This is a genomic window from Rhizobium etli 8C-3, from assembly GCF_001908375.1.
Lineage (GTDB): Bacteria > Pseudomonadota > Alphaproteobacteria > Rhizobiales > Rhizobiaceae > Rhizobium > Rhizobium etli_B.
Map to the genome: position 1 here is coordinate 1,824,508 of NZ_CP017241.1, position 23,578 is coordinate 1,848,085.

General features: G+C 58.8%; 26 protein-coding genes. 14 read left to right on the forward strand and 12 right to left on the reverse strand.

Going from position 1 to position 23,578, the window contains the following annotated elements; translation table 11 throughout:
• Window positions 1-4: 4 nt before the first annotated feature.
• The 6 genes from AM571_RS09325 to AM571_RS09350 form a co-directional block, all read right to left on the reverse strand.
• Window positions 5-160, reverse strand: coding sequence for a hypothetical protein (locus tag AM571_RS09325; protein WP_420493374.1), 156 nt, complete (start codon window positions 158-160; stop codon window positions 5-7).
• 256 nt (window positions 161-416) lie between these two features.
• Window positions 417-710 (reverse strand): hypothetical protein, encoded by a 294-nt coding sequence (locus AM571_RS09330; RefSeq protein WP_074061157.1) that lies wholly within the window; start codon window positions 708-710, stop codon window positions 417-419.
• Window positions 711-914: 204 nt separating this feature from the next.
• Window positions 915-1,682 (reverse strand): amino acid ABC transporter ATP-binding protein, encoded by a 768-nt coding sequence (locus AM571_RS09335; protein WP_074061158.1) that lies wholly within the window; start codon window positions 1,680-1,682, stop codon window positions 915-917.
• 16 nt (window positions 1,683-1,698) lie between these two features.
• Window positions 1,699-2,853 carry an amino acid ABC transporter permease gene (locus AM571_RS09340; RefSeq protein WP_074061159.1) on the reverse strand — a complete coding sequence of 385 codons (1,155 nt, stop codon included), beginning with the start codon at window positions 2,851-2,853 and terminating at the stop codon, window positions 1,699-1,701.
• Between the two features lies 1 nt (window position 2,854).
• On the reverse strand, window positions 2,855-4,057 hold the full coding sequence (locus AM571_RS09345) for an amino acid ABC transporter permease (RefSeq protein WP_074061160.1): 1,203 nt from the start codon (window positions 4,055-4,057) through the stop codon (window positions 2,855-2,857).
• Between the two features lie 97 nt (window positions 4,058-4,154).
• Window positions 4,155-5,180 carry an amino acid ABC transporter substrate-binding protein gene (locus AM571_RS09350; protein WP_074061161.1) on the reverse strand — a complete coding sequence of 342 codons (1,026 nt, stop codon included), beginning with the start codon at window positions 5,178-5,180 and terminating at the stop codon, window positions 4,155-4,157.
• A 366-nt stretch (window positions 5,181-5,546) separates the two neighbouring features.
• On the opposite strand from AM571_RS09350, the gene AM571_RS09355 reads away from it, so the two are divergent.
• Window positions 5,547-6,737, forward strand: coding sequence for a cystathionine beta-lyase (locus AM571_RS09355; protein ID WP_074061162.1), 1,191 nt, complete (start codon window positions 5,547-5,549; stop codon window positions 6,735-6,737).
• Here the strand turns inward: AM571_RS09355 and AM571_RS09360 are convergent, their stop codons facing one another.
• Window positions 6,738-7,886, reverse strand: a complete 1,149-nt coding sequence (locus tag AM571_RS09360; protein ID WP_074061163.1) for an FAD-dependent monooxygenase — start codon at window positions 7,884-7,886, stop codon at window positions 6,738-6,740.
• Between the two features lie 23 nt (window positions 7,887-7,909).
• On the reverse strand, window positions 7,910-8,155 hold the full coding sequence (locus AM571_RS09365) for a zinc-finger domain-containing protein (protein WP_028739675.1): 246 nt from the start codon (window positions 8,153-8,155) through the stop codon (window positions 7,910-7,912).
• A gap of 159 nt (window positions 8,156-8,314) precedes the next feature.
• Between AM571_RS09365 and AM571_RS09370 the strand changes: the two genes are divergently transcribed.
• The 7 genes from AM571_RS09370 (at window position 8,315) to clpA (ending at window position 14,693) form a co-directional block, all read left to right on the forward strand.
• Window positions 8,315-9,100 carry an alpha/beta fold hydrolase gene (locus AM571_RS09370; protein WP_074061164.1) on the forward strand — a complete coding sequence of 262 codons (786 nt, stop codon included), beginning with the start codon at window positions 8,315-8,317 and terminating at the stop codon, window positions 9,098-9,100.
• A 125-nt stretch (window positions 9,101-9,225) separates the two neighbouring features.
• The gene (gene cysE / locus AM571_RS09375) at window positions 9,226-10,059 is read left to right on the forward strand and encodes a serine O-acetyltransferase (RefSeq protein ID WP_074061165.1); all 834 of its coding nucleotides are present in this window, start codon (window positions 9,226-9,228) and stop codon (window positions 10,057-10,059) included.
• Window positions 10,060-10,195: 136 nt separating this feature from the next.
• Window positions 10,196-10,399: a DUF3126 family protein gene (locus AM571_RS09380; RefSeq protein ID WP_022715471.1), complete on the forward strand. Its 204-nt coding sequence runs from the start codon at window positions 10,196-10,198 to the stop codon at window positions 10,397-10,399.
• A 162-nt stretch (window positions 10,400-10,561) separates the two neighbouring features.
• Window positions 10,562-10,975 carry a DUF3597 domain-containing protein gene (locus AM571_RS09385; protein ID WP_074061166.1) on the forward strand — a complete coding sequence of 138 codons (414 nt, stop codon included), beginning with the start codon at window positions 10,562-10,564 and terminating at the stop codon, window positions 10,973-10,975.
• A 238-nt stretch (window positions 10,976-11,213) separates the two neighbouring features.
• On the forward strand, window positions 11,214-11,582 hold the full coding sequence (locus AM571_RS09390; RefSeq protein ID WP_074061167.1) for a phasin family protein: 369 nt from the start codon (window positions 11,214-11,216) through the stop codon (window positions 11,580-11,582).
• A 260-nt stretch (window positions 11,583-11,842) separates the two neighbouring features.
• Window positions 11,843-12,196, forward strand: coding sequence for an ATP-dependent Clp protease adapter ClpS (gene clpS / locus AM571_RS09395; protein ID WP_027509391.1), 354 nt, complete (start codon window positions 11,843-11,845; stop codon window positions 12,194-12,196).
• A gap of 10 nt (window positions 12,197-12,206) precedes the next feature.
• Window positions 12,207-14,693 carry an ATP-dependent Clp protease ATP-binding subunit ClpA gene (gene clpA / locus AM571_RS09400; RefSeq protein ID WP_074061168.1) on the forward strand — a complete coding sequence of 829 codons (2,487 nt, stop codon included), beginning with the start codon at window positions 12,207-12,209 and terminating at the stop codon, window positions 14,691-14,693.
• Between the two features lie 436 nt (window positions 14,694-15,129).
• Here clpA and AM571_RS09405 read toward each other — a convergent pair whose 3' ends face one another.
• The 4 genes from AM571_RS09405 to AM571_RS09420 all read right to left on the reverse strand — a co-directional run bounded on the left by AM571_RS09405 (window position 15,130) and on the right by AM571_RS09420 (window position 18,070).
• Window positions 15,130-15,561 carry an HIT family protein gene (locus AM571_RS09405; RefSeq protein ID WP_074061169.1) on the reverse strand — a complete coding sequence of 144 codons (432 nt, stop codon included), beginning with the start codon at window positions 15,559-15,561 and terminating at the stop codon, window positions 15,130-15,132.
• A gap of 53 nt (window positions 15,562-15,614) precedes the next feature.
• Window positions 15,615-16,805 carry a GNAT family N-acetyltransferase gene (locus AM571_RS09410; RefSeq protein WP_074061170.1) on the reverse strand — a complete coding sequence of 397 codons (1,191 nt, stop codon included), beginning with the start codon at window positions 16,803-16,805 and terminating at the stop codon, window positions 15,615-15,617.
• Window positions 16,806-16,883: 78 nt separating this feature from the next.
• Window positions 16,884-17,603, reverse strand: a complete 720-nt coding sequence (locus AM571_RS09415; protein ID WP_074061171.1) for a glycerophosphodiester phosphodiesterase — start codon at window positions 17,601-17,603, stop codon at window positions 16,884-16,886.
• Window positions 17,600-18,070: a RidA family protein gene (locus AM571_RS09420; protein WP_074061172.1), complete on the reverse strand. Its 471-nt coding sequence runs from the start codon at window positions 18,068-18,070 to the stop codon at window positions 17,600-17,602. Before AM571_RS09420 ends, AM571_RS09415 begins: the two co-directional genes overlap by 4 nt.
• 137 nt (window positions 18,071-18,207) lie before the next feature.
• Between AM571_RS09420 and AM571_RS09425 the strand changes: the two genes are divergently transcribed.
• The 6 genes from AM571_RS09425 to pyrH all read left to right on the forward strand — a co-directional run bounded on the left by AM571_RS09425 (window position 18,208) and on the right by pyrH (window position 23,532).
• The gene (locus AM571_RS09425; protein WP_074061173.1) at window positions 18,208-19,047 is read left to right on the forward strand and encodes a cell envelope integrity EipB family protein; all 840 of its coding nucleotides are present in this window, start codon (window positions 18,208-18,210) and stop codon (window positions 19,045-19,047) included.
• A 143-nt stretch (window positions 19,048-19,190) separates the two neighbouring features.
• Window positions 19,191-19,901, forward strand: a complete 711-nt coding sequence (locus tag AM571_RS09430) for a pentapeptide repeat-containing protein (RefSeq protein WP_074061174.1) — start codon at window positions 19,191-19,193, stop codon at window positions 19,899-19,901.
• Between the two features lie 50 nt (window positions 19,902-19,951).
• A complete protein-coding gene (locus tag AM571_RS09435; protein WP_074061175.1) occupies window positions 19,952-20,596 on the forward strand; it encodes a metallophosphoesterase family protein in 645 nt (214 codons plus the stop codon).
• Window positions 20,597-20,782: 186 nt separating this feature from the next.
• Window positions 20,783-21,547, forward strand: coding sequence for a 30S ribosomal protein S2 (gene rpsB / locus AM571_RS09440; RefSeq protein ID WP_022715483.1), 765 nt, complete (start codon window positions 20,783-20,785; stop codon window positions 21,545-21,547).
• Between the two features lie 240 nt (window positions 21,548-21,787).
• Window positions 21,788-22,714 (forward strand): translation elongation factor Ts, encoded by a 927-nt coding sequence (tsf, locus tag AM571_RS09445; RefSeq protein ID WP_074061176.1) that lies wholly within the window; start codon window positions 21,788-21,790, stop codon window positions 22,712-22,714.
• Window positions 22,715-22,809: 95 nt separating this feature from the next.
• On the forward strand, window positions 22,810-23,532 hold the full coding sequence (gene pyrH, locus AM571_RS09450; RefSeq protein WP_027509403.1) for a UMP kinase: 723 nt from the start codon (window positions 22,810-22,812) through the stop codon (window positions 23,530-23,532).
• Window positions 23,533-23,578: the final 46 nt, after the last annotated feature.

Genomic DNA, 23,578 nt, shown 5'->3' on the forward strand with positions numbered 1-23,578 from the left:
CCCGTCAGTGGCTTCCGGCGTTCTTGCTGGCGAGCAGCATCACATAGTCTTCTGCAGCGTCCGCGAGCGCGAGCGCCACTTCGGCAGGCGTCCAGCCGTGCTGCTGCAAGCGTTTGATCATTTCGAACATCGCAGCTTCGACTTCCGTCCGGCAATTCATAGGATGCTCCGGTCTGCCATTTGCATGCTGTGAACCGTGAATTTCCATCATTCTCTCTGCCCCCGTGTTTTGGACCCCGTGCAACTTCGGGCGCCCTTTTTAGGCAAAGAGCATCGCATAACTTCACGCTGAAGCAAGTGGATGCCTAATCAAGAGTTAAAGCAGACCGTTGCATGACGTCATTTGACGACATTTCTGGAAACCGCATTGGCGAATGGGCGGGTTTGAAGACCATCACACCCAGTTGCGGCGCTTTTTAGCGGTCATCATCACCCCAGTCGAAGAACGGGCGAAAGACGCGCCTTGAAATCATGAGGCTGCGATCGGGACGGATGATGTAGGTCTCTTCCACCTCACGTCCCCTGTTGTCGTAAAATGTGTGCGGGAATGCGGAACCAATCGGTGATTTCGTCAGCTTCGTGCGGGGCTGGCCGCTGTAGGTGATGCTGCCGGGGATGGGCTCCAAGCCGGGACCGGAAATGTCGCCTGTGGCCGAACACCCTGCGATCAATGCCCCCACGATAAGAATTGCGGCAAATTGGGCTTTCATCGGAGTGCTCCATAATGTGGGTCGGCATGCTATCCAAGATAGGTATGCCCCTCCGCTTTTCCATGGCCGAGCGAATGCCGCTCCTTTACCGCACGTTGCCGTCAGACGGTCTCGGCGGTTGTGAGCGATGAGATGCTCGCTGGCGATATAAAGAAAGGCCGCCGGAGCGCTCTCCGGCGGCCTTTCTCAACGAAGTTCTTTCGCTCAATGCAAGATCTGGCTGAGGAAGAGCTTAGTGCGCTCGTGCTGCGGGTTGTCGAAGAATTCGGCGGGCGAATTCTGTTCGACGATCTGGCCCTGGTCCATGAAGATGACGCGGTTTGCGACCTGACGGGCAAAGCCCATTTCGTGGGTCACGCAGAGCATCGTCATGCCTTCTTCCGCAAGACCCACCATCGTATCCAGCACTTCCTTGATCATTTCCGGATCGAGCGCCGAGGTCGGCTCGTCGAAAAGCATGATCTTCGGGTTCATGCAGAGCGAGCGGGCAATCGCCACGCGCTGCTGCTGGCCACCTGAAAGCTGGCCGGGATACTTGTGCGCCTGTTCCGGGATCTTGACGCGCTTGAGGAAGTGCATGGCGACCTCTTCGGCTTGCTTTTTTGGCATCTTGCGCACCCAGATCGGCGCCAGCGTGCAGTTTTCAAGGATCGTCAGATGCGGGAACAGATTGAAGTGCTGGAACACCATCCCGACTTCGCGGCGCACTTCGTCAATCTTCTTCAGGTCGTTCGTGAGTTCCGTGCCGTCAACGAGGATGTGGCCCTTCTGGTGCTCTTCGAGACGGTTGATGCAGCGGATCATCGTCGACTTGCCGGAGCCCGAAGGGCCGGCGATGACGATGCGCTCGCCGCGCATGACCTTGAGATTGATGTCGCGCAGCACGTGAAAATCGCCGTACCACTTGTTCATGTTGATGATCTCGACCGCTACATCCGTTGCGGAAACGGTCATTTTCTTGGGTTCAGCCATGTTTATTCCCTCATTCTTATCGTTTGTGGCCGGTGTCGAGGTGGCGTTCCATGAACACGGAATAGCGCGACATGCCGAAGCAGAAGACCCAGAAGACGAAGCCCGCGAATACGAGACCCGTCAACGGTGTGACCGAACTTGCCCAATTGGCGTCGGTGAAGTTCAGCCGGACGATACCAAGCAGGTCGAACATGCTGATGATCGAAACGAGCGATGTATCCTTGAACATGCCGATGAACGTGTTGACGATCCCGGGGATGACCAGCTTGATTGCCTGCGGCAGGACGACGAGCCGCATCTTCTGCCAATAGCCGAGCCCGAGGGAGTCGGCTCCCTCATACTGGCCCTTCGGGATTGCCTGCAGGCCGCCGCGAATGACTTCTGCCATATAGGCGGAGGCGAAGATCGATACGCCGATCACCGCGCGCATCAGCTTGTCGACATTCCAGCCGGTCGGCAGGAAGAGCGGCAGCATGACGCTTGCCATGAAGAGCACCGTGATCAGAGGTATTCCGCGGATCACTTCGATGAAAGTGACGCAGACCATCTTCACGACGGGCATTGTCGATCGCCGGCCAAGCGCCAGCACGATACCGAATGGCAGCGAAACCGCCATGCCGACGAATGACACGACCAGCGTTACGAGCAGACCGCCCCAGAGGGGAGTCTCGACGATCTCGAGGCCGAAGCCGCCATAGAGCATGAAGAACGAGAAGATCGGCAGCACGGCGAAGAGCAGGATCGCGTTCAGGCCCTTGCGCGGCACAGACGGGATCAGCATCGGCACCAGCAGGAGCACGAAGAGGATTCCGACGAGCGTCGGACGCCAGCGCTCGTCAAGCGGATAGCGGCCGAAAATGAACTGATCGAACTTCGCACTGACGAAGGCCCAGCAAGCGCCGCTCCAGTTCTCTGGTTGCACGCCACCCTGGACGGCGGTTGCACAGAAGGTTCGGTCGGTACCGGTCCACACGGCCTGGACGAAGAGCCAGTCGATCATCTGAGGCACGACCCAGGCGAGGAGGGCGATCGCGAGCACCGTCAGGACAATGTCCCTCGGCGTTGCAAGCAGGTTGCGTCTGACCCAGGCGAAAGCACCGCGTTCTCCCGGCGGCGGCGGTTCCGGCGCTAATATCGCCGTTCTGACAAAGGAAGAGTTGGAAACGGACATCTTATCTCTCCACCAGTGCCATCTTAGCGTTGAACCAGTTCATGAACAGCGACGTGAGAATACTGAGACTTAGATAGACGACGATCCAGATCAGCACGACTTCGATAGACTGGCCAGTCTGGTTGAGGGTCGTTCCGCCGACGGCGACAAGATCCGCAAAGCCGATCGCAATCGCCAGCGACGAGTTCTTCGTCAGGTTCAGATACTGGCTCGTCAGCGGCGGAATGATGATGCGGAAGGCCTGGGGCACCACGACAAGGCGGGTGATGGCGGAAGGATGCAGTCCAAGAGCGCCTGCCGCCTCCGATTGTCCTTTGGCTACACCGCGAATGCCGGCGCGGACGATCTCGGCGATGAAGGCTGCCGTATAGAAGGATAGTGCCAGGAAGAGCGACATGAATTCAGGCCCGACAACCGAGCCGCCCGTCAGATTGAACTTGCCGGCGACCGGAACGTCGAAGGACATCGGCAGCCCGGCCAGCAGGAAGGCCAAGATCGGTAGGCCGGCGATCAGTGCGATCGAGACCAAGATCGTGTGGAACGGCTGGCCCGTCGCGGCCTGGCGCTTGTGGGCCCAGCGCGCGGTTGCGACGGCGGCGATGACGCCGACGACGAAGGCGATCAGAACCGCCCACATGCCCGGTTCGAAGATCGGCTTCGGAAAGGCGAGACCACGATTGTTCAGGAACATGCTGAACGGCAGATGCACAGAATCGCGCGGCTGCGGCAGAACGGCGAGAACGCCGGAATACCAAAAGAAGATGACAAGCAGCGGCGGGATGTTGCGGAACACTTCGACATAGACCGTGCACAGCTTGGCAATGAGCCAGTTGTGCGACAGGCGTCCGATGCCGATGATGAAGCCGATGATCGTCGCGGTGATGATACCGGTAACGGCGACCAGGAGGGTATTCAGGAAACCGACGACGAGGGCCCGTCCGTAGGTCGAGTCGCTGGAGTAGGAAATCAACGACTGACCGACCTCGAAGCCGGCGCGACCTCTGAGGAAGGCGAAACCAGAGGCCGTATTGCTGCGTGCGAGATTCTCCACCGTGTTGTCGACGATCCACCAGACCACTCCAGCGATCACGAGGACGGTGAGAACCTGATAAAAAATACCCCGGTATTTGGGATCATAAATTGCGGACCGGAAGGTCCCGCCGGTTTTAGGCAACGGTGTCGTGCCCAGAGCCTCTTGCGTCATGCCGAGCCAATTCCCCTATGTGCCCGTTCTGGGCTTTTTTCTTGGACGTGGGAAAGGCGGTTTCCCGCCTTTCCGGTATTCTATTCCAGGCCAGCGATCAACGGACCGGGGGCGCGTACTGGATGCCGCCCTTGCTCCACAGAGCGTTCAGGCCGCGTTCGATCTTGAGCGGGCTGCCTTGACCGATGTTGCGCTCGAAGACTTCGCCGTAATTGCCGACGCCTTTGATCACATTATAAGCCCAATCGTTGGTGAGGCCGAGATCGGTACCGATCTTTGTATCGGCTTCGGAACCGAGGAAGCGCTTGATGTCCGGGTTCGGCGAGTTCTTCATCTCGTCGACATTGGCCTGGGTAATGCCGAAGTCTTCAGCATTGACCAGAGCGAAGGCCGTCCAGGACACGACATCGAACCACTGGTCGTCACCCTGGCGGACGGCCGGGCCGAGCGGCTCCTTGGAGATGATCTCCGGAAGGATCATGTGCTCGTCAGGGTTCTTCAGCGTCAGACGCAGAGAATAAAGGCCGGACTGGTCGGTCGTGTAAACGTCGCAACGACCGGAATCGTATGCGGCGTTGACTTCCTCGAGCTTTTCGAAAACGACCGGGTTGTACTGAAGGTTATTGGCCTTGAAATAGTCGGCGAGATTGAGCTCGGTCGTTGTGCCTGCCTGAACGCAGACGGCAGCTCCGGAAAGCTCGAGAGCCGACTTAACGTTCAGTCCCTTGCGAACCATGAAGCCCTGACCGTCATAATAGGTGACGGGACGGAAGTTGAAGCCGAGAGCGGTATCTCGGTTGATCGTCCAGGTCGTGTTACGCGACAAGACGTCGACTTCGCCGGACTGCAGGGCCGGGAAGCGGTCTTTCGCGGAAAGGGGCGTATACTTGACCTTGGTCGGATCGCCGAACACAGCTGAAGCGACCGCCTTGCAGAAATCGACGTCGAAGCCGGCCCAGTTGCCGGACGCGTCAGGCTGAGCAAAGCCGACGAGGCCGCTGTTGACGCCGCACTGGACGAAACCCTTTGCCTTAACGTCTGCGAGAGTTGCTGCCGAGGCAGCCGAGGCGCCAAGTGCGAAAACTGCTGCGCCGACAGCGGCGGACAGGAGCTTAATCTTCATTTTTCCCAACCTTTATCTGTTGTCTTATGTTTTTGTGGAGGGGACGGCTGAAGCAAACCATTCGCCCCCCAATTCTCGACACCCTCCCGGCGCGAGCGGTTCTATCACAGTCGCAAATATCACCACGGTCAAGTGTCGCGGTTCACAATTGCGGCAGAAATTGGCATTTTGGCAAAATGCGCCGCCCTCATAGGCATTTGAGCAAGAAATGGGCAGCCCTTTGCGGAAAAATCTCGCGTAATCCACTGATATATCTGATAAAGTAAGAAAGGAGGAATTTGGAAGTCTGAGCCCCGGGGTTGACCGTTTTGCGAGGCGGGTCCAGAAGTGCAGCTTTCATCATTCCGCCAAGGGCCATTCCAGATTATGAACGACAGAGACAATTTACTGCAGAGCGCGGGCATCAATACGCGCCTGACGCATATCGGCAACGATCCTTCGGACTACTTCGGTTTCATCAACCCACCGGTCGTCCACGCCTCCACAGTACTTTTTCCCAATGCCGGGACGATGGAGAGGCGGTCGCAGAAATATACTTACGGCACCCGCGGAACGCCGACGACGGATGCGCTTTGTGATGCGATCAATGTGCTTGAGGGGGCTGCCGGAACGATCCTGGTTCCTACGGGCCTTGCCGCCGTTACGGTGCCGTTGCTCGCATTTCTCTCGTCCGGCGATCATGTACTCATCGTCGATTCGGTCTATACGCCGACCCGTCATTTCTGCGACACGATGCTGAGGCGCCTCGGCATCGAGGTCGAATACTACGACCCGGCGGTCGGCGCCGGCGTCGAGCAGCTCTTCAAGCCAAACACGAAGCTAGTGCACACCGAGGCTCCAGGGTCGAATACTTTTGAAATGCAGGACATTCCGGCAATTGCCGCGATCGCCCACAAGCATGGTGCAGTCGTTGCAATGGACAATACCTGGGCGACGCCGGTCTTTTTCCGGCCGCTTGACTTCGGCGTCGATATTTCGATCCATGCCGCGACGAAATATCCCTCCGGCCACTCCGACATCCTGATGGGCACGGTTTCGGCCAATGCCAGGCATTGGGAGCAACTGAAGGAAGCCAATATCACGCTCGGCATTTGCGGCGCGCCAGACGACGCCTACCAGATCCTGCGCGGCCTGCGCACCATGGGTGTACGGCTTGAGCGGCACTATGAAAGCGCGCTGACGATCGCCAAATGGCTCGAGGGCAGGGAGGAGGTCGCGCGGGTCCTGCATCCGGCTCTGCCCAGCTTCCCGTCGCACGAACTCTGGAAGCGTGATTTCAAGGGAGCGAGCGGCATCTTCTCCTTCGTGCTCGCTGCCGATGCGCCGGAGAAATTCAAGGCGAAGGCGCACGCCTTCCTCGACGCCCTGCAGATCTTCGGTCTGGGTTATTCCTGGGGCGGGTTCGAGAGTCTTGCAGTCCACGTCAATCTCAATGATCGCCGAATCCGCAAGGCGCCCCAGGAAGGGCCTGTCGTCCGGCTTCAGATCGGTCTTGAAGACGTGGCAGACATCAAGGCCGATATTGAACGCGGTCTTGCTGCCGCCAATGCCGTCTGATCAGTCGATCGGACGGTAGCCGTAGATCCAGTCGAGATCCGAAGCGAGCCTTTGCGGCGCCTTTAGCGAAAGCACGATATCGCGGCCGATACGGACCGGACCGCGAGCATGATAAGCCAAGCGATTGAAGGCGCCGCGCTTGCGAATTCTCGCGACGCGGGGCGCACGCTGTTGTTCGAAGTGAAGCAGGGCTTCCTTCACAGGATGGGCTGCAAGCAGCGCTGCGAGCTCATAGGCATCTTCGATTGCCATCGCCGCGCCCTGGGCCGCAAAGGGCGTCATGGCGTGAGCTGCGTCGCCGATAAGGACGGTGTCACTTCCATTTTGCCACTTGCCCTCCGTCGCTTCGTAGAGCGGCCAGAAGGTAATCCGGGCCTCACCGATCAGCGATTTGATATCGGCACTCCATCCGGAAAAGCGCGATATAAGCTGCCTCAATTGTTGATCCGTCGGCTCGTTGCCCCACTCCTGCGGCGCAGCGTTGCCGGCCGTGATGGCGACGAGATTGAGGCTATCTGCCTCCTTCAGCGGATAGCAGACGAGATGTGCCGACGGCCCGAGGAATGCCGAGACATTGGCGTGGTCAAGGAATGCCGGCGCATACTTTCCGGCAATCGTGAAGCGATAGGCAATGTAGCCGGAAAAATGCGGCGACGGACCACCGTTGATCGACTGCCGCAGCTTCGACCAGACGCCGTCAGCGCCGATGGTCACGTCCGGCTGGCGGGTGGTTTGAGGAAGCGCGCCCGGGGTGATCTTTCGGCCGAGATGGATCGCGCAAAGAGGCTCTGCCGCGACAGCCGCAAGCAGCGCGCCTTGCAGCGTCGCGCGGTGCAGGACGCCGTAGGGAGCTCCCCAGCGGATGCGCGCGAAGTCGCCTGCCGGAACGGCTGCAAGTAGCTGAAGCGTAACGCCGGAGAAAAGGCGAATGAACTGCGGCTCGAGCCAGACTTTTTCGATGTTTTCCAGGACACCGAGTTTGGAGAGGATGCGCGAGGCATTCGGCGAGATTTGCAGGCCGGCGCCGACCTCAGCAAGCACGGATGCCTGCTCGAAAATATCTGAACTGATGCCGCGTCTAGCCAGCGCCAGAGCCGCCGTAAGGCCCGCAGTTCCGGCGCCGATGATGGCGGCGTGTGCGATCGGCATCTGATGTCCGATCTTGAGTATATTCAGGCAGCCTTGACATGGAAGACGCAACCGGCCGGGTTCGTCTGGCTCGGCTTCAGTGCGCCATTGAAGCGATAGAGTGTCGAGCAGTATGAGCAGACCTTCTCGTTGTCGTCGCCCATGTCGATGAAGATATGCGGATGGTCGAAGGGCACGGATGCGCCGGTGCACATGAACTCCTTCACGCCGACTTCGATCACGCGGTGTCCGCCGTCGTTCTGGAAGTGGGGAATGTTGTGGCCGGCCATGTCTGTCTCCGAATGCTTTGAGATGTGCGCGGGGACATTATAGTCCTCCGCCTCAAATGTGTAGAGCCAAAGCGCCGCATGGCACATGGTTTTTTGGCGCAGCGAGGGTTCACCTCCGCTGCCCGATAAAATATGGTCCGGCCAAAAAGGGACGGCACTATGAATCTGAATACGCCCGCATTCTCCAGTTTCAGCCACGGCGGTCTGAAACTCGTTTATTTCGACGAAGGAGATCCCAACGGCCCACCGGTGCTGCTCATTCATGGTTTTGCTTCGACCGCCAACGTCAACTGGGTGCATCCCGGCTGGGTGAAGACGCTGGGCGATGCAGGCTATCGGGTGATCGCGATGGATAATCGCGGCCATGGAGCAAGCGACAAACCCCACGATGCCGAAGCCTACAGGCCGTGGATCATGGCGGAAGATGCCGTGGCGCTACTCGATCATCTAGGCATTTCGGAAGCCAATATCATGGGCTACTCGATGGGCGCGCGGATTTCGGTTTTCACGGCGCTTGCTCATCCGCATCGCGTGCGTTCGTTGGTGCTAGGTGGCCTTGGTATCGGGATGACGGACGGCGTCGGCGATTGGGATCCGATCGCCGATGCGCTGCTGGCGCCCTCGCTGGACGGCGTCACGCATGCCCGAGGGCGCATGTTTCGCGCCTTTGCCGAGCAGACCAGGAGCGACCGGCAGGCGCTCGCTTCCTGTATCCGGGGATCGCGCGATCTCGTCGCGCGGACCGACATGGGCCGGATCGATGCGCCCACTTTGATCGGCGTTGGAACAAAGGACGATATTGCAGGTTCGGCAGAGGAGTTGGCGGGGTTGATGCCGCATGCCCAGGCGCTGGACATTCCGGGTCGTGACCATATGTTGGCGGTGGGAGACAAGGTATTCAAGAAGGCGGTTCTAGAGTTCTACAAGAGAGTCTCTGGCTGGTGACAGCCTTCTCGCAGTGTCGTGATTACCGGAAAATCATCCTAATAAAGCATAGGACCAGCACCCATTTATGTTCTGGGCATTATGCCTTATATAATGTCGTTCCGACGGAAACGAGGAGACCTGGAATGGTCGCGAAGACTGACGTTCGTTCTTTTGAGTCATCAAACCCGCTGAAGGTCATGGATCCGATCTGGGACAGCCTGCGTGAAGAAGCGCGTGTCGCTGCCGAGAAGGATCCGGTGCTGGCGGCTTTCCTTTATTCGACGGTGATCAACCACCGTTCGCTGGAAGAATGCGTCATCCATCGTATCTGCGAACGCCTCGACCATCCCGACATACAGGCGACGCTGCTTCGCCAGGTCTTCGACGGAATGCTCGAAGACTGGCCCGAATGGAGCGATATCCTGCGCGTCGATATTCAGGCCGTCTACGACCGAGACCCCGCATGCCTGCGCTTCATGGAGGCGGTGCTGTATTTCAAGGGATTTCATGCGCTGCAGACACATCGCCTGGCCCACTGGCTGCTCAATCACGGGCGCCGGGATCTGGCCCTTTATCTTCAGAGCCGGTCGTCCAGCGTCTTCCAGACGGACATCAATCCGGCAGCGCGCATCGGCCGGGGAATATTCCTCGATCACGCCACCGGCCTCGTCGTCGGCGAAACGGCGGTGATCGGCGACAACGTCTCCATCCTGCATGGCGTCACGCTTGGCGGCACGGGCAAGGAGGGTGCTGACCGTCATCCGAAGATCGGCAGCGGTGTGCTTATCGGTGCGGGCGCGAAAATTCTCGGCAATATCCAGATCGGCTATTGCTCGCGTGTGGCGGCCGGCTCGGTCGTTCTAAAGGCCGTCCCGCCGAAGACGACGGTTGCAGGAGTGCCGGCGAAGGTGGTCGGGGAGGCGGGGTGTTCGGAACCGTCGCGCATCATGGACCAGGTGATTGGCGCCGATATCTGACCCGGTTATATTTGTCAGAACGTAAGAGCTGGCGAAGTCCTGAGGGGAAAGCCGCGGTGGATATGCCGCGGCAACCTTTACAGCCCCGCTTTTCCTGTGCAAGAAGCGGCCAATGAAGACCGCTAGGAGACCCAGTGTGAAGCCTGAAGAACTCAAGAAGCTCGACGCTTATTTCAAGAAGACGCTCAATCCGCAGATCGTCGTCAAGGCGCGCCCGCGCAAGGATGATTCTGCGGAAGTTTATCTCGGCGAAGAGTTCTTGGGTGTCGTTTATGTCGATGACGAAGATGGCGACCGTTCCTACAACTTTTCGATGGCGATCCTCGACGTCGATCTCTGATGATCCTATGGCGGGCCGCACCTTGCGGCTTGCCTTGCCGCACGCGCATCGCTCGTCATCAGCCTGCCCGGCAACTATCTCGTCGTTCCGCGCTGGATGAGTTCGTCCTCCGCCCCATTTTAGTTTCTGCGAATGCAACCGAACTAAACTGGAGGATAAGACGTGGGTATTTTCGATAAAATCAAGAACGCGATTTTCGGCGGCCAAGCGCAGGCAGCACCGGTGACCGAGGCGGCGGCAGCGCCGAAAACGGTGCCTGGGCAGACGGCGGCCGCGCCATCGGCAGCACCATCCGTAACTCCAAAGACCGCGCCGGCGACCGTCGATATCGTTCCGATTCTCGATGCTGCCGTCAAACAGAGCGGACAGAAGCTGGATTGGCGGCGCTCGATCGTCGATCTGATGAAGGCGGTCGGCATGGATGCGAGCCTTTCCGAGCGCAAGGAACTCGCTGCGGAACTCGGTTATTCGGGAGATACAGGCGATTCCGCCAAAATGAACATGTTCCTTCACAAGGCGCTCATGAAGAAGCTGTCTGAAAATGGCGGCAAGGTTCCCGCGGATCTGATGGATTGAGGCGACCTCCGCCACCTTCAAGATCGTGGCTTCGCGAGTTTTTCGATGAAGCCTAAAGTTGTGGGCCCCTGATATATGTTTTGAAAATCAACTGGTGACGCACGTCGCTCTTTTCAGAGGGCGCTTTAGAAAAGCATCATGCAATCAAAGGTAGTTGTGCAATGCACAAAATCGCTTGACTATTTGTGCGACGCAGCTACCTTCCGGGTTAGCCAAACACCAAAAGGAGGAGACGTACATGTTCAACTTCGACGACACGAGCCGGAAGAGCAAGGAAGCCATGGACACGATGCTGAAGAGCTATTCCGACACGGCCAAGGGCGTCCAGGCGATCGCCACCGAAGCTGCCGAATTTTCGAAGAAATCCTTTCAGGACGCCGTCAATCATTTCGAGACGCTTTCGGGCGCCCGCAGCTTTGAAACGGTCTTCGAGTTGCAGACCGGCTTCATAAAGTCCTCCTACGAAAACTTCATCGCCGAGGCGACGAAGATGGGAGAAATGTACGCCGATCTCGCCAAGGGCGCCTACAAGCCTTACGAACCGCCAGTACCGGTTCCCTCCGCAAAGCCGCCCAAGGCTGCCCAGGTGACGCCCACAGCTGCGTAAATGCGACGGTGCGAACAGCGCACCCCTTGAAAAACGAAGACCGGCAACGCATCTGCGGCCGGTCTTTTTTGTTTCGAGAAGCCCCTCAAGTAATCGAATGGCACTTTTTCAGTCTTTGCGTCGAGTCGTGTGGAATTGTGATTGCAGTCGCAAACAAGGGGCTTAAAATCGCTCTATTATGAACTAAGTTAGTGTTTCAGATATCCGGCGGGTAAAGCAGCCTCCCATGCACCACCGGATAGACCGAGGAATGAATGACAATGATCGCAAAGCCGATCCGGATGCAAAATGACAGCGAAAGGAACGGGGACAACGGAAATCGCGGAACCTCGGTCATCACACGCACGAAGCCGAAGACCAAGAAGCCCAATCTCTACCGCGTGCTGATTTTGAATGACGACTACACTCCTATGGAATTCGTCATCCACATCCTGGAGCGGTTTTTCCAGAAGGATCGTGAAAGTGCCACTCGCATCATGCTTCATGTCCATAATCACGGCGTCGGCGAATGCGGGATATTTACATACGAGGTAGCGGAGACGAAGGTAAGCCAGGTGATGGACTTCGCCCGTCAGCACCAGCATCCGCTGCAGTGCGTCATGGAAAAGAAGTGAGGATCTCAACGTGCCAACATTTTCGCCTAGTCTTGAGAAGGCGCTCCATCAGGCACTGACCTTTGCCAACGAGCGGCATCACGAATATGCAACGCTCGAGCATCTGCTGCTCGCCTTGATCGACGATGCCGATGCGGCAGCTGTCATGGGTGCATGCAATGTCGACCTCGACGCGCTGCGCAAGACGCTGATCGAATACGTCGACAACGAACTCTCCAATCTTGTCACCGGATATGACGAGGACTCCAAGCCCACCTCCGGCTTCCAACGCGTCATCCAGCGTGCCGTGATCCATGTTCAATCGTCCGGACGGGAAGAAGTGACGGGGGCGAATGTCCTTGTCGCGATCTTTGCCGAGCGCGAAAGCCATGCGGCCTACTTCCTGCAGGAGCAGGAAATGACCCGGTACGACGCGGTCAACTATATCTCCCACGGAATCGGCAAGCGCCCGGGCTCGTCGGAGGTTCGCACGCCCCGGGGTGCCGACGAGGAAGCCGAAAGCAAGCCGACTGCATCGCGCGGCAGCGAGGATGAAGGCGGCGCCAAGAAGCAGCAGGATGCTCTTAAGGCCTATTGCGTCAATCTCAACGAGAAGGCCAAGAGCGGCAAGATCGATCCGTTGATCGGCCGTAACTCGGAAGTCAGCCGTACGATCCAGGTGCTGTGCCGCCGCTCCAAGAACAACCCGCTATATGTGGGCGATCCGGGCGTCGGCAAGACAGCGATCGCTGAGGGCCTCGCCAAGCGCATCGTCGAAGGCAAGGTGCCCGAAGCACTCGCCGACGCCACCATCTTCTCGCTCGACATGGGCACGCTGCTTGCCGGCACGCGTTACCGTGGCGACTTCGAAGAGCGCCTGAAGCAGGTCGTCAAGGAACTCGAAGAATATCCGGGGGCCGTACTCTTCATCGACGAGATCCACACCGTTATTGGTGCGGGCGCCACATCTGGCGGCGCGATGGATGCGTCGAACCTTCTGAAGCCGGCGCTTTCGTCCGGTGCGATACGCTGCATCGGTTCGACGACCTACAAGGAATACCGCCAGTTCTTCGAGAAGGACCGGGCTCTGGTTCGCCGTTTCCAGAAGATCGATGTCAACGAGCCGTCGATCGATGATGCGATCGAAATCATGAAAGGCCTGAAGCCTTATTTCGAAGAGTACCACCACCTGCGCTACTCGAACGACGCCATCAAGTCGGCGGTCGAGCTGTCGGCACGCTATATCTCCGACCGCAAGCTGCCTGACAAGGCGATCGACGTCATCGATGAAACCGGTGCCGCTCAGATGCTTCTACCGCCATCCAGGCGCCGCAAGCTGATTACCGAAAAGGAGATCGAAGCGACGGTCGCGACCATGGCTCGCATTCCGCCAAAGAGCGTTTCCAAGGACGATGAAGCCGTTCTCGCCAACCTGGAGCAGGAACTGCGCTCGGTAGTCTACGGCCAGGATATGGCAATCGAAGCCCTTTCGACCTCGATAAAGCTGGCGCGCGCCGGGCTCCGCGAGCCGAACAAGCCGATCGGCGCCTACGTCTTCTCCGGTCCGACGGGTGTCGGCAAGACGGAAGTGGCCAAGCAGCTTGCTTCGTCGCTCGGCGTCGAGATGCTGCGCTTCGACATGTCGGAATATATGGAACGGCACACGGTTTCTCGCCTGCTCGGCGCACCTCCCGGTTATGTCGGCTTCGACCAAGGCGGCCTTTTGACCGACGGCGTCGACCAGCATCCGCATTGCGTGGTCTTGCTCGACGAGATCGAGAAGGCGCATCCGGATATCTACAATATCCTGCTGCAGGTCATGGACCATGGCGCGCTGACTGACCATAACGGCAAGAAGATCGACTTCCGCAACGTCATCTTGATCATGACGACCAATGCGGGCGCGTCGGAAATGGCCAAGGCTGCAATCGGCTTCGGCTCGTCCAAGCGCACCGGCGAGGATGAGGAGGCGCTAACCCGCCTGTTCACGCCGGAATTCCGCAACCGTCTCGACGCGATCATTCCCTTCGCATCGCTGCCTACGGCCGTCATCCACAAAGTCGTGCAGAAGTTCATCATGCAGCTGGAGGCTCAGCTTTCTGAGCGCAACGTCACTTTCGACCTGCAGGAGGAAGCGATCGACTGGCTGGCGGAAAAGGGTTACGACGAGAAGATGGGGGCCCGCCCACTTGCCCGCGTCATCCAGGATGCGATCAAGAAGCCACTGGCGAACGAAATCCTCTTCGGCAAGCTGAAGAAGGGCGGCGTCGTCAACGTCACCGTCGGCCCGAAAGAAGACGGCAAGCCCGGCATCATCCTCGAAGCGATCCCCGAATCCGCGCCAATCAAGCCGAAGCCGGAAGCCGAAACCGTTCATCCGGAAACTGACGATGAGGATGACGGCGAGCTGAAGACGAAGGCAAAGGCCAAGAAGGTGGCGGTTAAGAAGGCGAAGGCCGAGATCAGGGACGCACCGAAGAAGGCGAGTGCTGTGCCAAAGGTCCCGCGGAGGAAATAGTCTTTCGCATTGACTGAATGTAGAAGGCCGCAGCGATGCGGCCTTTCATATTATTGGGTTTTCGGGGCCGCAAGGCCGTTCCAACAGGCCAGCCTCGTTCCTGCCCTGGGCTAACCCGCCGACATCAGGACGAGGGCTTGCCGGTACTCGGGAAAAGTCGAACCGCACCGAAGCCGACAAGCCGCGACGTTGCTGTGATGGCGCGCAAATGGTCAGCAGGATTTTCCGATCTCAACGGAACACTAGATCGAGAGCGTGTTAACATTCTTGAGCCTTGGCGCGATCAGCAGTCTGTGGCCGCCTGGCGGGTCGCGAGCTCGCCGAAATTCATAGGCTTGACACTTGCCTGAACCTCCACCGGACTGACTGAAGGGGCGGAAGAACCTTTCTCCCACGTCGCAGCAGTCATTTGACGGCTCTGCAAAGATCTTGAAACCTAGTTCCCAAGTTCGCCCTTTATCTTTTCTGCATTCGCGGCGAGCACGTCGCCGTCCTCCATCTTGCCGGAATGTGGCTTGAGGGCAACGCCCTCGTGGCGCGGGATGACGTGGAAGTGCAAGTGGAAGACGCTCTGGCCTGCGGCCGGTTCGTTGAATTGGCAGACCAGGACGCCGTCGGCGTCGAAGGCCTCTTTAACGGCCTTCGCGATCTTCTGGACGACGGGAATCGTCTGCGCGAGGACCGTGGGGTCGGCATCGAGAATATTGCGCGACGGCGCCTTCGGTACGACAAGGACATGGCCGGGTGCCTGCGGCATGGCGTCCATGAAGGCTACCGTATGGCTGTCCTCATAGATGCGGTGCGACGGGATCTCGCCGCGCAGGATCTTGGCGAAGATATTGCTGTCGTCGTAAGCGGCGCTGGTCATCTCGAAATCTCCTCGTTCTCCGGTGATCGGGTATCGCAGCAAAGGCGCTGGCGTCAATCCTCCTGCTGCCGTTCGCCTTTGCGGAACGGACTGTGCTCGGCGAGTATCTCGTTCATGTGCTCGACGTCCTCTCGTTCACGTTCCAGATAGTCGGCAATCGCGCGCCGCAGGCCGGCATGGGCGACATAATGCGCCGAATGTGTTGTCACCGGCAGGTAACCGCGCGCCAGCTTGTGTTCGCCTTGCGCGCCCGCCTCTACGCGCTTCAGGCCCTTGGCGAGCGCGAAGTCGATCGCCTGATGATAACAGACCTCGAAATGCAGGAAGGGATGCTCTTCGACGCAGCCCCAGTGCCGGCCGTAGAGCGTATCAGCGCCGATAAAGTTGATGGCTCCCGCGACATAGCGGCCGTTGCGCTTGGCCATCACCAACAGGACATCTTCAGGCATACGCTCGCCGATCAGCGAGTAGAACTTGCGGGTGAGGTATGGCCGTCCCCATTTGCGGCCGCCGGTATCCATGTAGAACGCGAAGAATTGGTCCCAGATTCGTTCGGTGAGATCGCTGCCGGTCAGCCAGTCGATGCTGATGCCGTTTTCGAGCGCCGTGCGTCGCTCCTTGCGCAACGCCTTGCGCTTGCGCGAGGCCAGGGTTTCGAGGAATTCCTCGTGATTGGCGTAGCCCTCGTTGATGAAATGGAACTGCTGGTCGGTCCGGTGCAGGTAGCCTTCGGTCTCAAAAACACCGATTTCGTCTTCCGGCACGAAGGTGACGTGCGCCGATGAGATGCCGAGGCGGCGGACGACTTCCTTCAGACTTTCTGCAATGGCGTTCTGGATCGGCCGCCGTTCAAGACCCTCGGCAACGAGCAAACGTGGACCGGTCGCCGGCGTGAAGGGGATCGAACATTGCAGCTTCGGGTAATACCGCCCGCCGGCTCGCTCGAACGCATCTGCCCAGCCGTGGTCGAAGACGTATTCGCCCTGGCTGTGACTCTTCAGATAACCGGGCAGAGCGCCGATCAGTTCGCCCCTTTCCGTCTCAAGCAGCAGGTGGTGGCCGAGCCAGCCGGTTTGTGCGGTGGCAGAGCTTGACTCTTCGAGCGCGGAGAGGAAGGCGTGCGACAGGAAGGGGTTATAGGCGAGCGTCTTGCCTTCCTTAGACGTTCCGGAAAGCCGGGACCAGCTTTCTGTGGAAATCGCGGTGAAGGACCGTTCGACGCGGATCGATAATTCGTCTGTCATGGAGCAAATGCGAGGCCCTTGGGAGGAGGATATTGGCTCCCCTTCAGTCTGCGCATGATCTTGTCCAAAAAGCGAGCGTCAAACCGAAACGCGGGGATCGAAACCTTCAAACGTCATCTGATCGGCATTCTCGAATGTGTGCTTGCGCGCCTTCTCGTCGCGGACAGTCCAGGTGATGACCGGGATGGCCTTGGCGCGCTGGCCGGTGATGAAGGCGTTTGGCAGATCGGCGAAGAAATAAGAGATGAAATCGAGGCCGATTTCCATAGCCCGTTCATGGTTCGCGAATTCTTCCGGCTTGTTGCCGCCGGCGGTGAGGCCGAGCGGGTAGGGCGCGTTCAAGGCTTTGAGGTCGCGCAGCAGCCAATGGTCGAAGCTCATGAGCGCGACCTTGCCGTCATAGGCTTCCAGCACGTCGACCACCGCTTCGGCAAAGCCCTCGTCGTCCGCCTCGCGGCCCTTGAGTTCGAGGATGAGCGGAACCTTGCCTTTGACGAGATCGAGCAATTGTCTGAGCGTCGGGATCTTGTCGGGCGTGCCGCCGACGGACAAAAGGCCGAGTTCCCTCGAGGTGCGCTCGCGGATATCGCCTTTTATATTGCAGAGACGTTCGAGGTTCTCGTCATGAAAGATGACCGGTACGCCATCTGATGCATAATGGAGATCGCATTCGATCGCGAACCCGGCGTCGACGGCGCGGGCAAAGGCGGTGAGCGTATTTTCCCAAATGGACTTGTTGGAGTCGTGGTAGCCGCGATGGGCGACCGGCAGTTCCTTGATCCAGGCGGCGGAGGTCATGACGCAATTTCCATGAGGGCATCTATTTCGACGGCGGCATTGAGCGGCAGCGCCGCCATGCCGACGGCGGCACGGGCATGCTTTCCCGCCTCCCCGAGGACGCCGGCGATGAGGTTCGATGCGCCGTTGATGACAAGATGCTGTTCGACGAATTCCGGGGTGGAGGAGACGAAGCCGTTGAGCTTGACGACGCGTTTGATGCGGCCGAGATCGCCGCCCAGCGCCGCCTTCGCTTGAGCGAGAATGTTGATGGCGCAAAGCTCGGCGGCGCGCTGACCGGCGGGGACGTCGACATTCCTGCCAAGATGCCCGCTCACGACGACCTTTCCGCCTTCGAGCGGAAGCTGGCCGGAAATATGGAGCATGTTGCCGTTGATCACATAGGGAACATAATTGGCAGCGGGTGCGGCCGCTTCCGGCAGAGTTATCCCCATTTCCATCAGGCGGGCCGCGATTTCATTCGACATTTTCGTCTCCGCTTTTTGTTTCAGTTCTTCAAAAAATTATGCATCGGGACTAGAATCTTGCGTATGACGGTTTCGAGCCTCGATTTGGCCGAAAGCGTTCTTATAACATCGCGGCCGAGTCCAACAGGAGATAATGGATGTTCCGACCGAGTCTTGCCGCCCTTCTTCTTGCCGGCGTCGCAACGGGTGCCTGGGCGGCCGCGCCTGCCTCCGGCGCTGCGATCGCCTCCGGTCTTGTCGCCCACCGGGCGATCTACGATCTCGAACTGAAGGACGCAACCGAGCGCTCTGGCATTGCCGGCATGTACGGGCGCATGGTCTACGAGTTCAACGGCAACTATTGCGACGGCTTCACCACCAATTTCCGCTTCGTGACGCAGATCAACACCGGCGACAGCACCCGCGTCAGCGACCAGCAGACGAAGACTTTCGAGAACGTGAAGGATCGCCGCTTCACGTTCGAAACGAAGTCTTTCACGGACGATCAACTCGACAAGGAAGTCAACGGCGAGGCAAACGACAAGCCCGACGGCGTGACAGTCGATCTGACGCGCCCTCAGAGTAAAGAATTGCAACTCGCAGAAAGCCGCTTCCCGACCGAGCACATGCTCGACGTGATCGAGAATGCCAAGGCAGGCAGGCGCTTTTTTGAAGCCCGCGTCTTCGATGGCTCGGATGACGGGGACAAGCCCCTGGCGACGACGACCGTGGTCGGCAAGCAGATGACGCCGGTTGCCGGCGACGAGGCGGATGCGGGCAATGCCGGCGCATTTTCCAAGACGGCCGTCTGGCCGGTGACGATTTCCTATTTCAACGAGAATACGAAATCGGACGCTCTCCCGGTCTATCGCATGTCCTTCAAGCTCTATGAGAACGGCATTACGCGCGATCTCACCATGGATTATGGTGATTTCGTTCTGACCGGCAGGCTCGCGAAGCTGGAAATGCTGGATAAGAAGGCCGACACCTGCAAGTGACCGCTGGCGGCATTGTGGCGCATCTTGGACAACGAGATATGCCCTTTTTCTCTTTTTTGGGTGCATAATGGAAGTGCAGGACAGACATTGTCCTGCCCGAGTCTGCCGCCGTTGACGGGGCAGTGCCGATAGGGGGTGGGATAATGAAGAACTTGTCACGGATTGCACGTTTGGGTCTTGCGGTCGCACTCGTTGGTGCCGCAGCCGCGTTATCGGGCAGTCATGTGATGGCCGCCGATTGCCATGACAGGCCCAACGCTGGCGTCGACTGGAGCGAATGTACGAAGAAGAACCTGATGCTTGAAGGCAGTGACTTCGAAAAAGCTAGTCTCGCAGGCACGGATCTGTCGCAGACCAGCCTCAAGAATGCGAACCTTGCCTCGGCAAACCTCGAGAAAGCGACCCTGATACGCGCTTGGCTCGAAGGCGCAAAGGCCGATGGGGCGAGGTTCGACAAGATCGAGGCCTATCGGGTTGTGTTCCAGAATGCGTCGGCGCAGCGCGCTTCTTTCATCAGCGCTGAGCTGCAGCGCGCAGATTTCACTGGCGCACAGCTTTCGGGTGCGAACTTCGAAAAGGCCGAGCTGGGACGCGCAACTTTTGAAACGGCCGTATTGACCGGAGCCAGGTTTGCGCTTGCCAATCTCTCCCGCGCCGACCTCAGCGGCGCGAGCTTCGATGGTTCGATCGATTTTGATCGCGCCTTCATGTTTCTGACCAGAATAGAGGGGCTCGATCTCTCCGCTGCAACAGGGCTTCAGCAGTCACAGATCGAACTGGCCTGCGGCGACACGTCGACCAAGCTTCCTTCCGGTCTCACGACGCCGAAGAACTGGCCCTGCGCGACGGACTGAGCGGGCTCGCAACGCGGCAATGAAATCAATGTCCAGCGAGAGGCGCCGGCATGAATTTCACATTTGCGATTGGCGACATCCATGGCTGCCTGGAGCCGTTGAGAGAGATGCTTGATCGCATCGGGACATACGCACGCGAAGGTACGGTGGTTTTCATCGGCGACTATATCGACCGCGGCCCGGACAGCAAGAAAGTGATCGATCTCCTGATGAACGGATCGGGCAGAAAATCCTGGCAATGGGTATGCCTGAAGGGAAACCATGAGGATATGATGGTGCGTGCCTGGGCTGACGATGACGAGCGTATCTGGTGGTTGGAAAACGGCGGTTTTGAAACGGAACTTTCCTATGGGGGCAAAGTGGCCGCAAGCCATCTGCTGTGGGCAAGTCAGCTGTCGATGATGTATGCCGATAGGCACCGCATCTTTGTCCATGCGGGCGTTGTTCCGGATTTGCCGCTGGAGATGCAGGCCTCCCAAGACCTGCTCTGGCTTCGGGTTCCCGACGATTATTCAGCGGACTATTGGGGAAAACACCTGTGTCATGGACACACGCCGTCGGACGCGAATCCGCGGACCGTCGGCAACCGTACGAACATCGACAGCGGATGTGTGTTCGGCGGTCCGCTTTCCTGCGCCGTGTTTGAAGATTCGCTGGCCGGCGGGCCGGTCGAGTTTATCCAGGTGCGGGCCTAGGGGCAGTCATGGCGGTTTTTTTCAGCGCACGCCTTGCATTTTCGGTGGATCGACGGTAAGGGCAGCCGCATTCCACACGTAAGGCATGGGATTGTCCGGGAGAAATCCGGATTATTCCGCCGGTGGCATCTTCGACGAGGATGCTGTTCGCCTTGCGGAGGTTCAACCGGAAAAGGAGTCAAAGGCATGGCATTGCCTGATTTTTCTATGCGCCAGCTTCTGGAAGCTGGTGTTCACTTCGGCCACCAGACCCATCGCTGGAACCCGAAGATGAAGCCGTACATTTTCGGCGATCGTAACAACATCCACATCATCGATCTGGCTCAGACCGTTCCGATGCTTTCGCGCGCCCTGCAGGTTGTCAGCGACACCGTTGCCCGTGGCGGTCGCGTTCTCTTCGTCGGTACCAAGCGTCAGGCCTCCGAGCTCATCGCTGACTCGGCCAAGCGTTCCGCCCAGTACTACGTCAATTCACGCTGGCTCGGCGGCATGATGACGAACTGGAAGACGATCTCCAACTCCATCCAGCGTCTGCGCAAGCTCGACGAAATCCTTTCCAACGAGGCCCAGGGCTTCACAAAGAAGGAACGTTTGAACCTCGAGCGCGAGCGCGAGAAGCTCGACAAGGCTCTTGGTGGTATCAAGGACATGGGCGGTACACCGGACCTGATGTTCATCATCGACACCAACAAGGAAAAGATCGCGATCGACGAAGCCAAGCGCCTTGGGATCCCGGTCGTCGCAATCATCGACTCGAACTGCGATCCCGACCTGATCGATTATCCGATTCCGGGCAACGACGACGCCTCGCGCGCCATCGCTCTCTACTGCGACCTGATCTCCCGCGCCGCTATCGACGGTATCGCCCGTCAGCAGAGCGCATCGGGCCGCGACCTTGGCGCTTCCGTTGAAGCTCCGATCGAGCCGACGCTCGACGAGGCTCAAGCCTGATAAACTGGCGGGCGGACCTTCAGGTCCGTCCAGCTTGACTGGGTTGGGAAAGGCCGCGCGAGACTTTGCGAAGCTCCGGCGGCCTTGACCTTTTTAGGGCGGTAGGTTCAGGCCGGACCGCCCGACGAATTCTGCTATGACGCGTCTTCATCACGCTGTCATACATAAAGGTACATTTCGTGCCTCAATCCGGTGGCGCAGATCATTTTGCGGACACCGTAAACCGACAAGAGGAAGCTTATGACCGAGATTACGGCTGCAATGGTGAAGGAACTGCGCGAAAAGACCGGCGCAGGCATGATGGACTGCAAGAAGGCTCTAGCTGAAACCAATGGCGACATGGAAGCGGCGATCGACTGGCTGCGCGCCAAGGGCATCGCCAAGGCTGACAAGAAGTCGGGCCGCACTGCCGCCGAAGGTCTCGTCGGTGTTGCTAGCGAAGGCACCAAGGCCGTCGTGGTCGAAGTCAACTCCGAAACCGACTTCGTTGCCCGTAACGACGCTTTCCAGGATATCGTCCGGGGCATTGCGAAGGTTGCCGTTTCGACCAACGGTTCTGTCGAGGCCGTTGCTGCTGCGACCTATCCGGCTTCGGGCAAGTCCGTTGCTGACACGATCAAGGACGCGATCGCCACCATCGGCGAAAACATGAACCTGCGCCGCTCGGTTGCGCTCTCTGTCGAGGACGGCGTCGTGGCCACCTACATCCACAACGCCGTTTCCGACGGCCTCGGCAAGCTGGGCGTTCTGGTTGCGTTGAAGTCGACGGGCAACAAGGAGGCGCTGAACGCCATCGGCCGCCAGATCGCCATGCATATCGCTGCGACCTCGCCGCTCGCCATCCGTCCCGAAGAAGTCGACGCCGCTGTCGCCGAGCGCGAACGCAACGTCTTCATCGAGCAGTCGCGTGCTTCCGGCAAGCCGGACAACATCATCGAAAAGATGGTTGAAGGCCGCATGCGCAAGTTCTTCGAAGAAGTCGCGCTGGTTTCCCAGGCTTTCGTCATCAATCCGGACCTGACCGTCGGTGCCGCACTCAAGGAAGCTGAAAAGACCGTGGGTGCGCCGATCGAGATCACCGGCATGGCGCGCCTGCTGCTCGGCGAAGGCGTCGAGAAGGAAGAAACCGACTTCGCGGCCGAAGTCGCAGCTGCCGCCAAGGGCTGATATAACCTCATATAATGTGAAAACGGCAGGGCATCGCGTGACAACGCGGTGCCCTTCGTGTATCCGGCAATCATGCCAACATACGAGGAGCCAAGATGTCGTCAGAGCCTGTCTATAAACGCGTTCTACTGAAGGCTTCCGGCGAAGCACTCATGGGCAGCCAGGGATTCGGTATCGACGTTGCGGTAGCCGACCGCATCGCATCGGATATCGCCGAAGCCCGTCAGATGGGCGTCGAAGTCGGTGTCGTCGTCGGCGGCGGCAATATCTTCCGCGGCGTGGCCGTCGCCTCCAAGGGAGGCGACCGTGTGACGGGCGACCACATGGGCATGCTCGGTACGGTGATCAACGCGCTGGCGCTTGCGACGTCGTTGCGCAAGCTGAACATCGATACGGTCGTGCTTTCGGCCATCTCCATGCCGGAGCTTTGCGAGAGCTTCTCGCAGCGCGCGACGCTCTACCATCTGTCGATGGGCCGTGTGGTCATCTTCGCCGGCGGCACCGGCAATCCGTTTTTTACAACCGATTCTGCCGCAGCGCTTCGGGCCGCCGAAATGGGCGCCGAGGCGATCTTCAAGGGCACCCAGGTGGACGGAATCTATTCCGCCGACCCGAAGAAGGATCCGTTTGCGACGCGTTTCGACCGGCTGACGCACCAGGAAGTACTCGACAAGGGGCTTGCCGTGATGGACGTCGCGGCTGTCGCCCTCGCACGCGAAAATTCCATTCCGATCATCGTCTTCTCGATCCACGAGAAAGGCGGTTTTGCTGAAATCTTGACGGGCGGTGGCCTCAAGACCATCGTATCGGACAACTGATTGAGAGACAGCGCTGCGACGGCTGCGCTTCTTCGACTGACAGGAG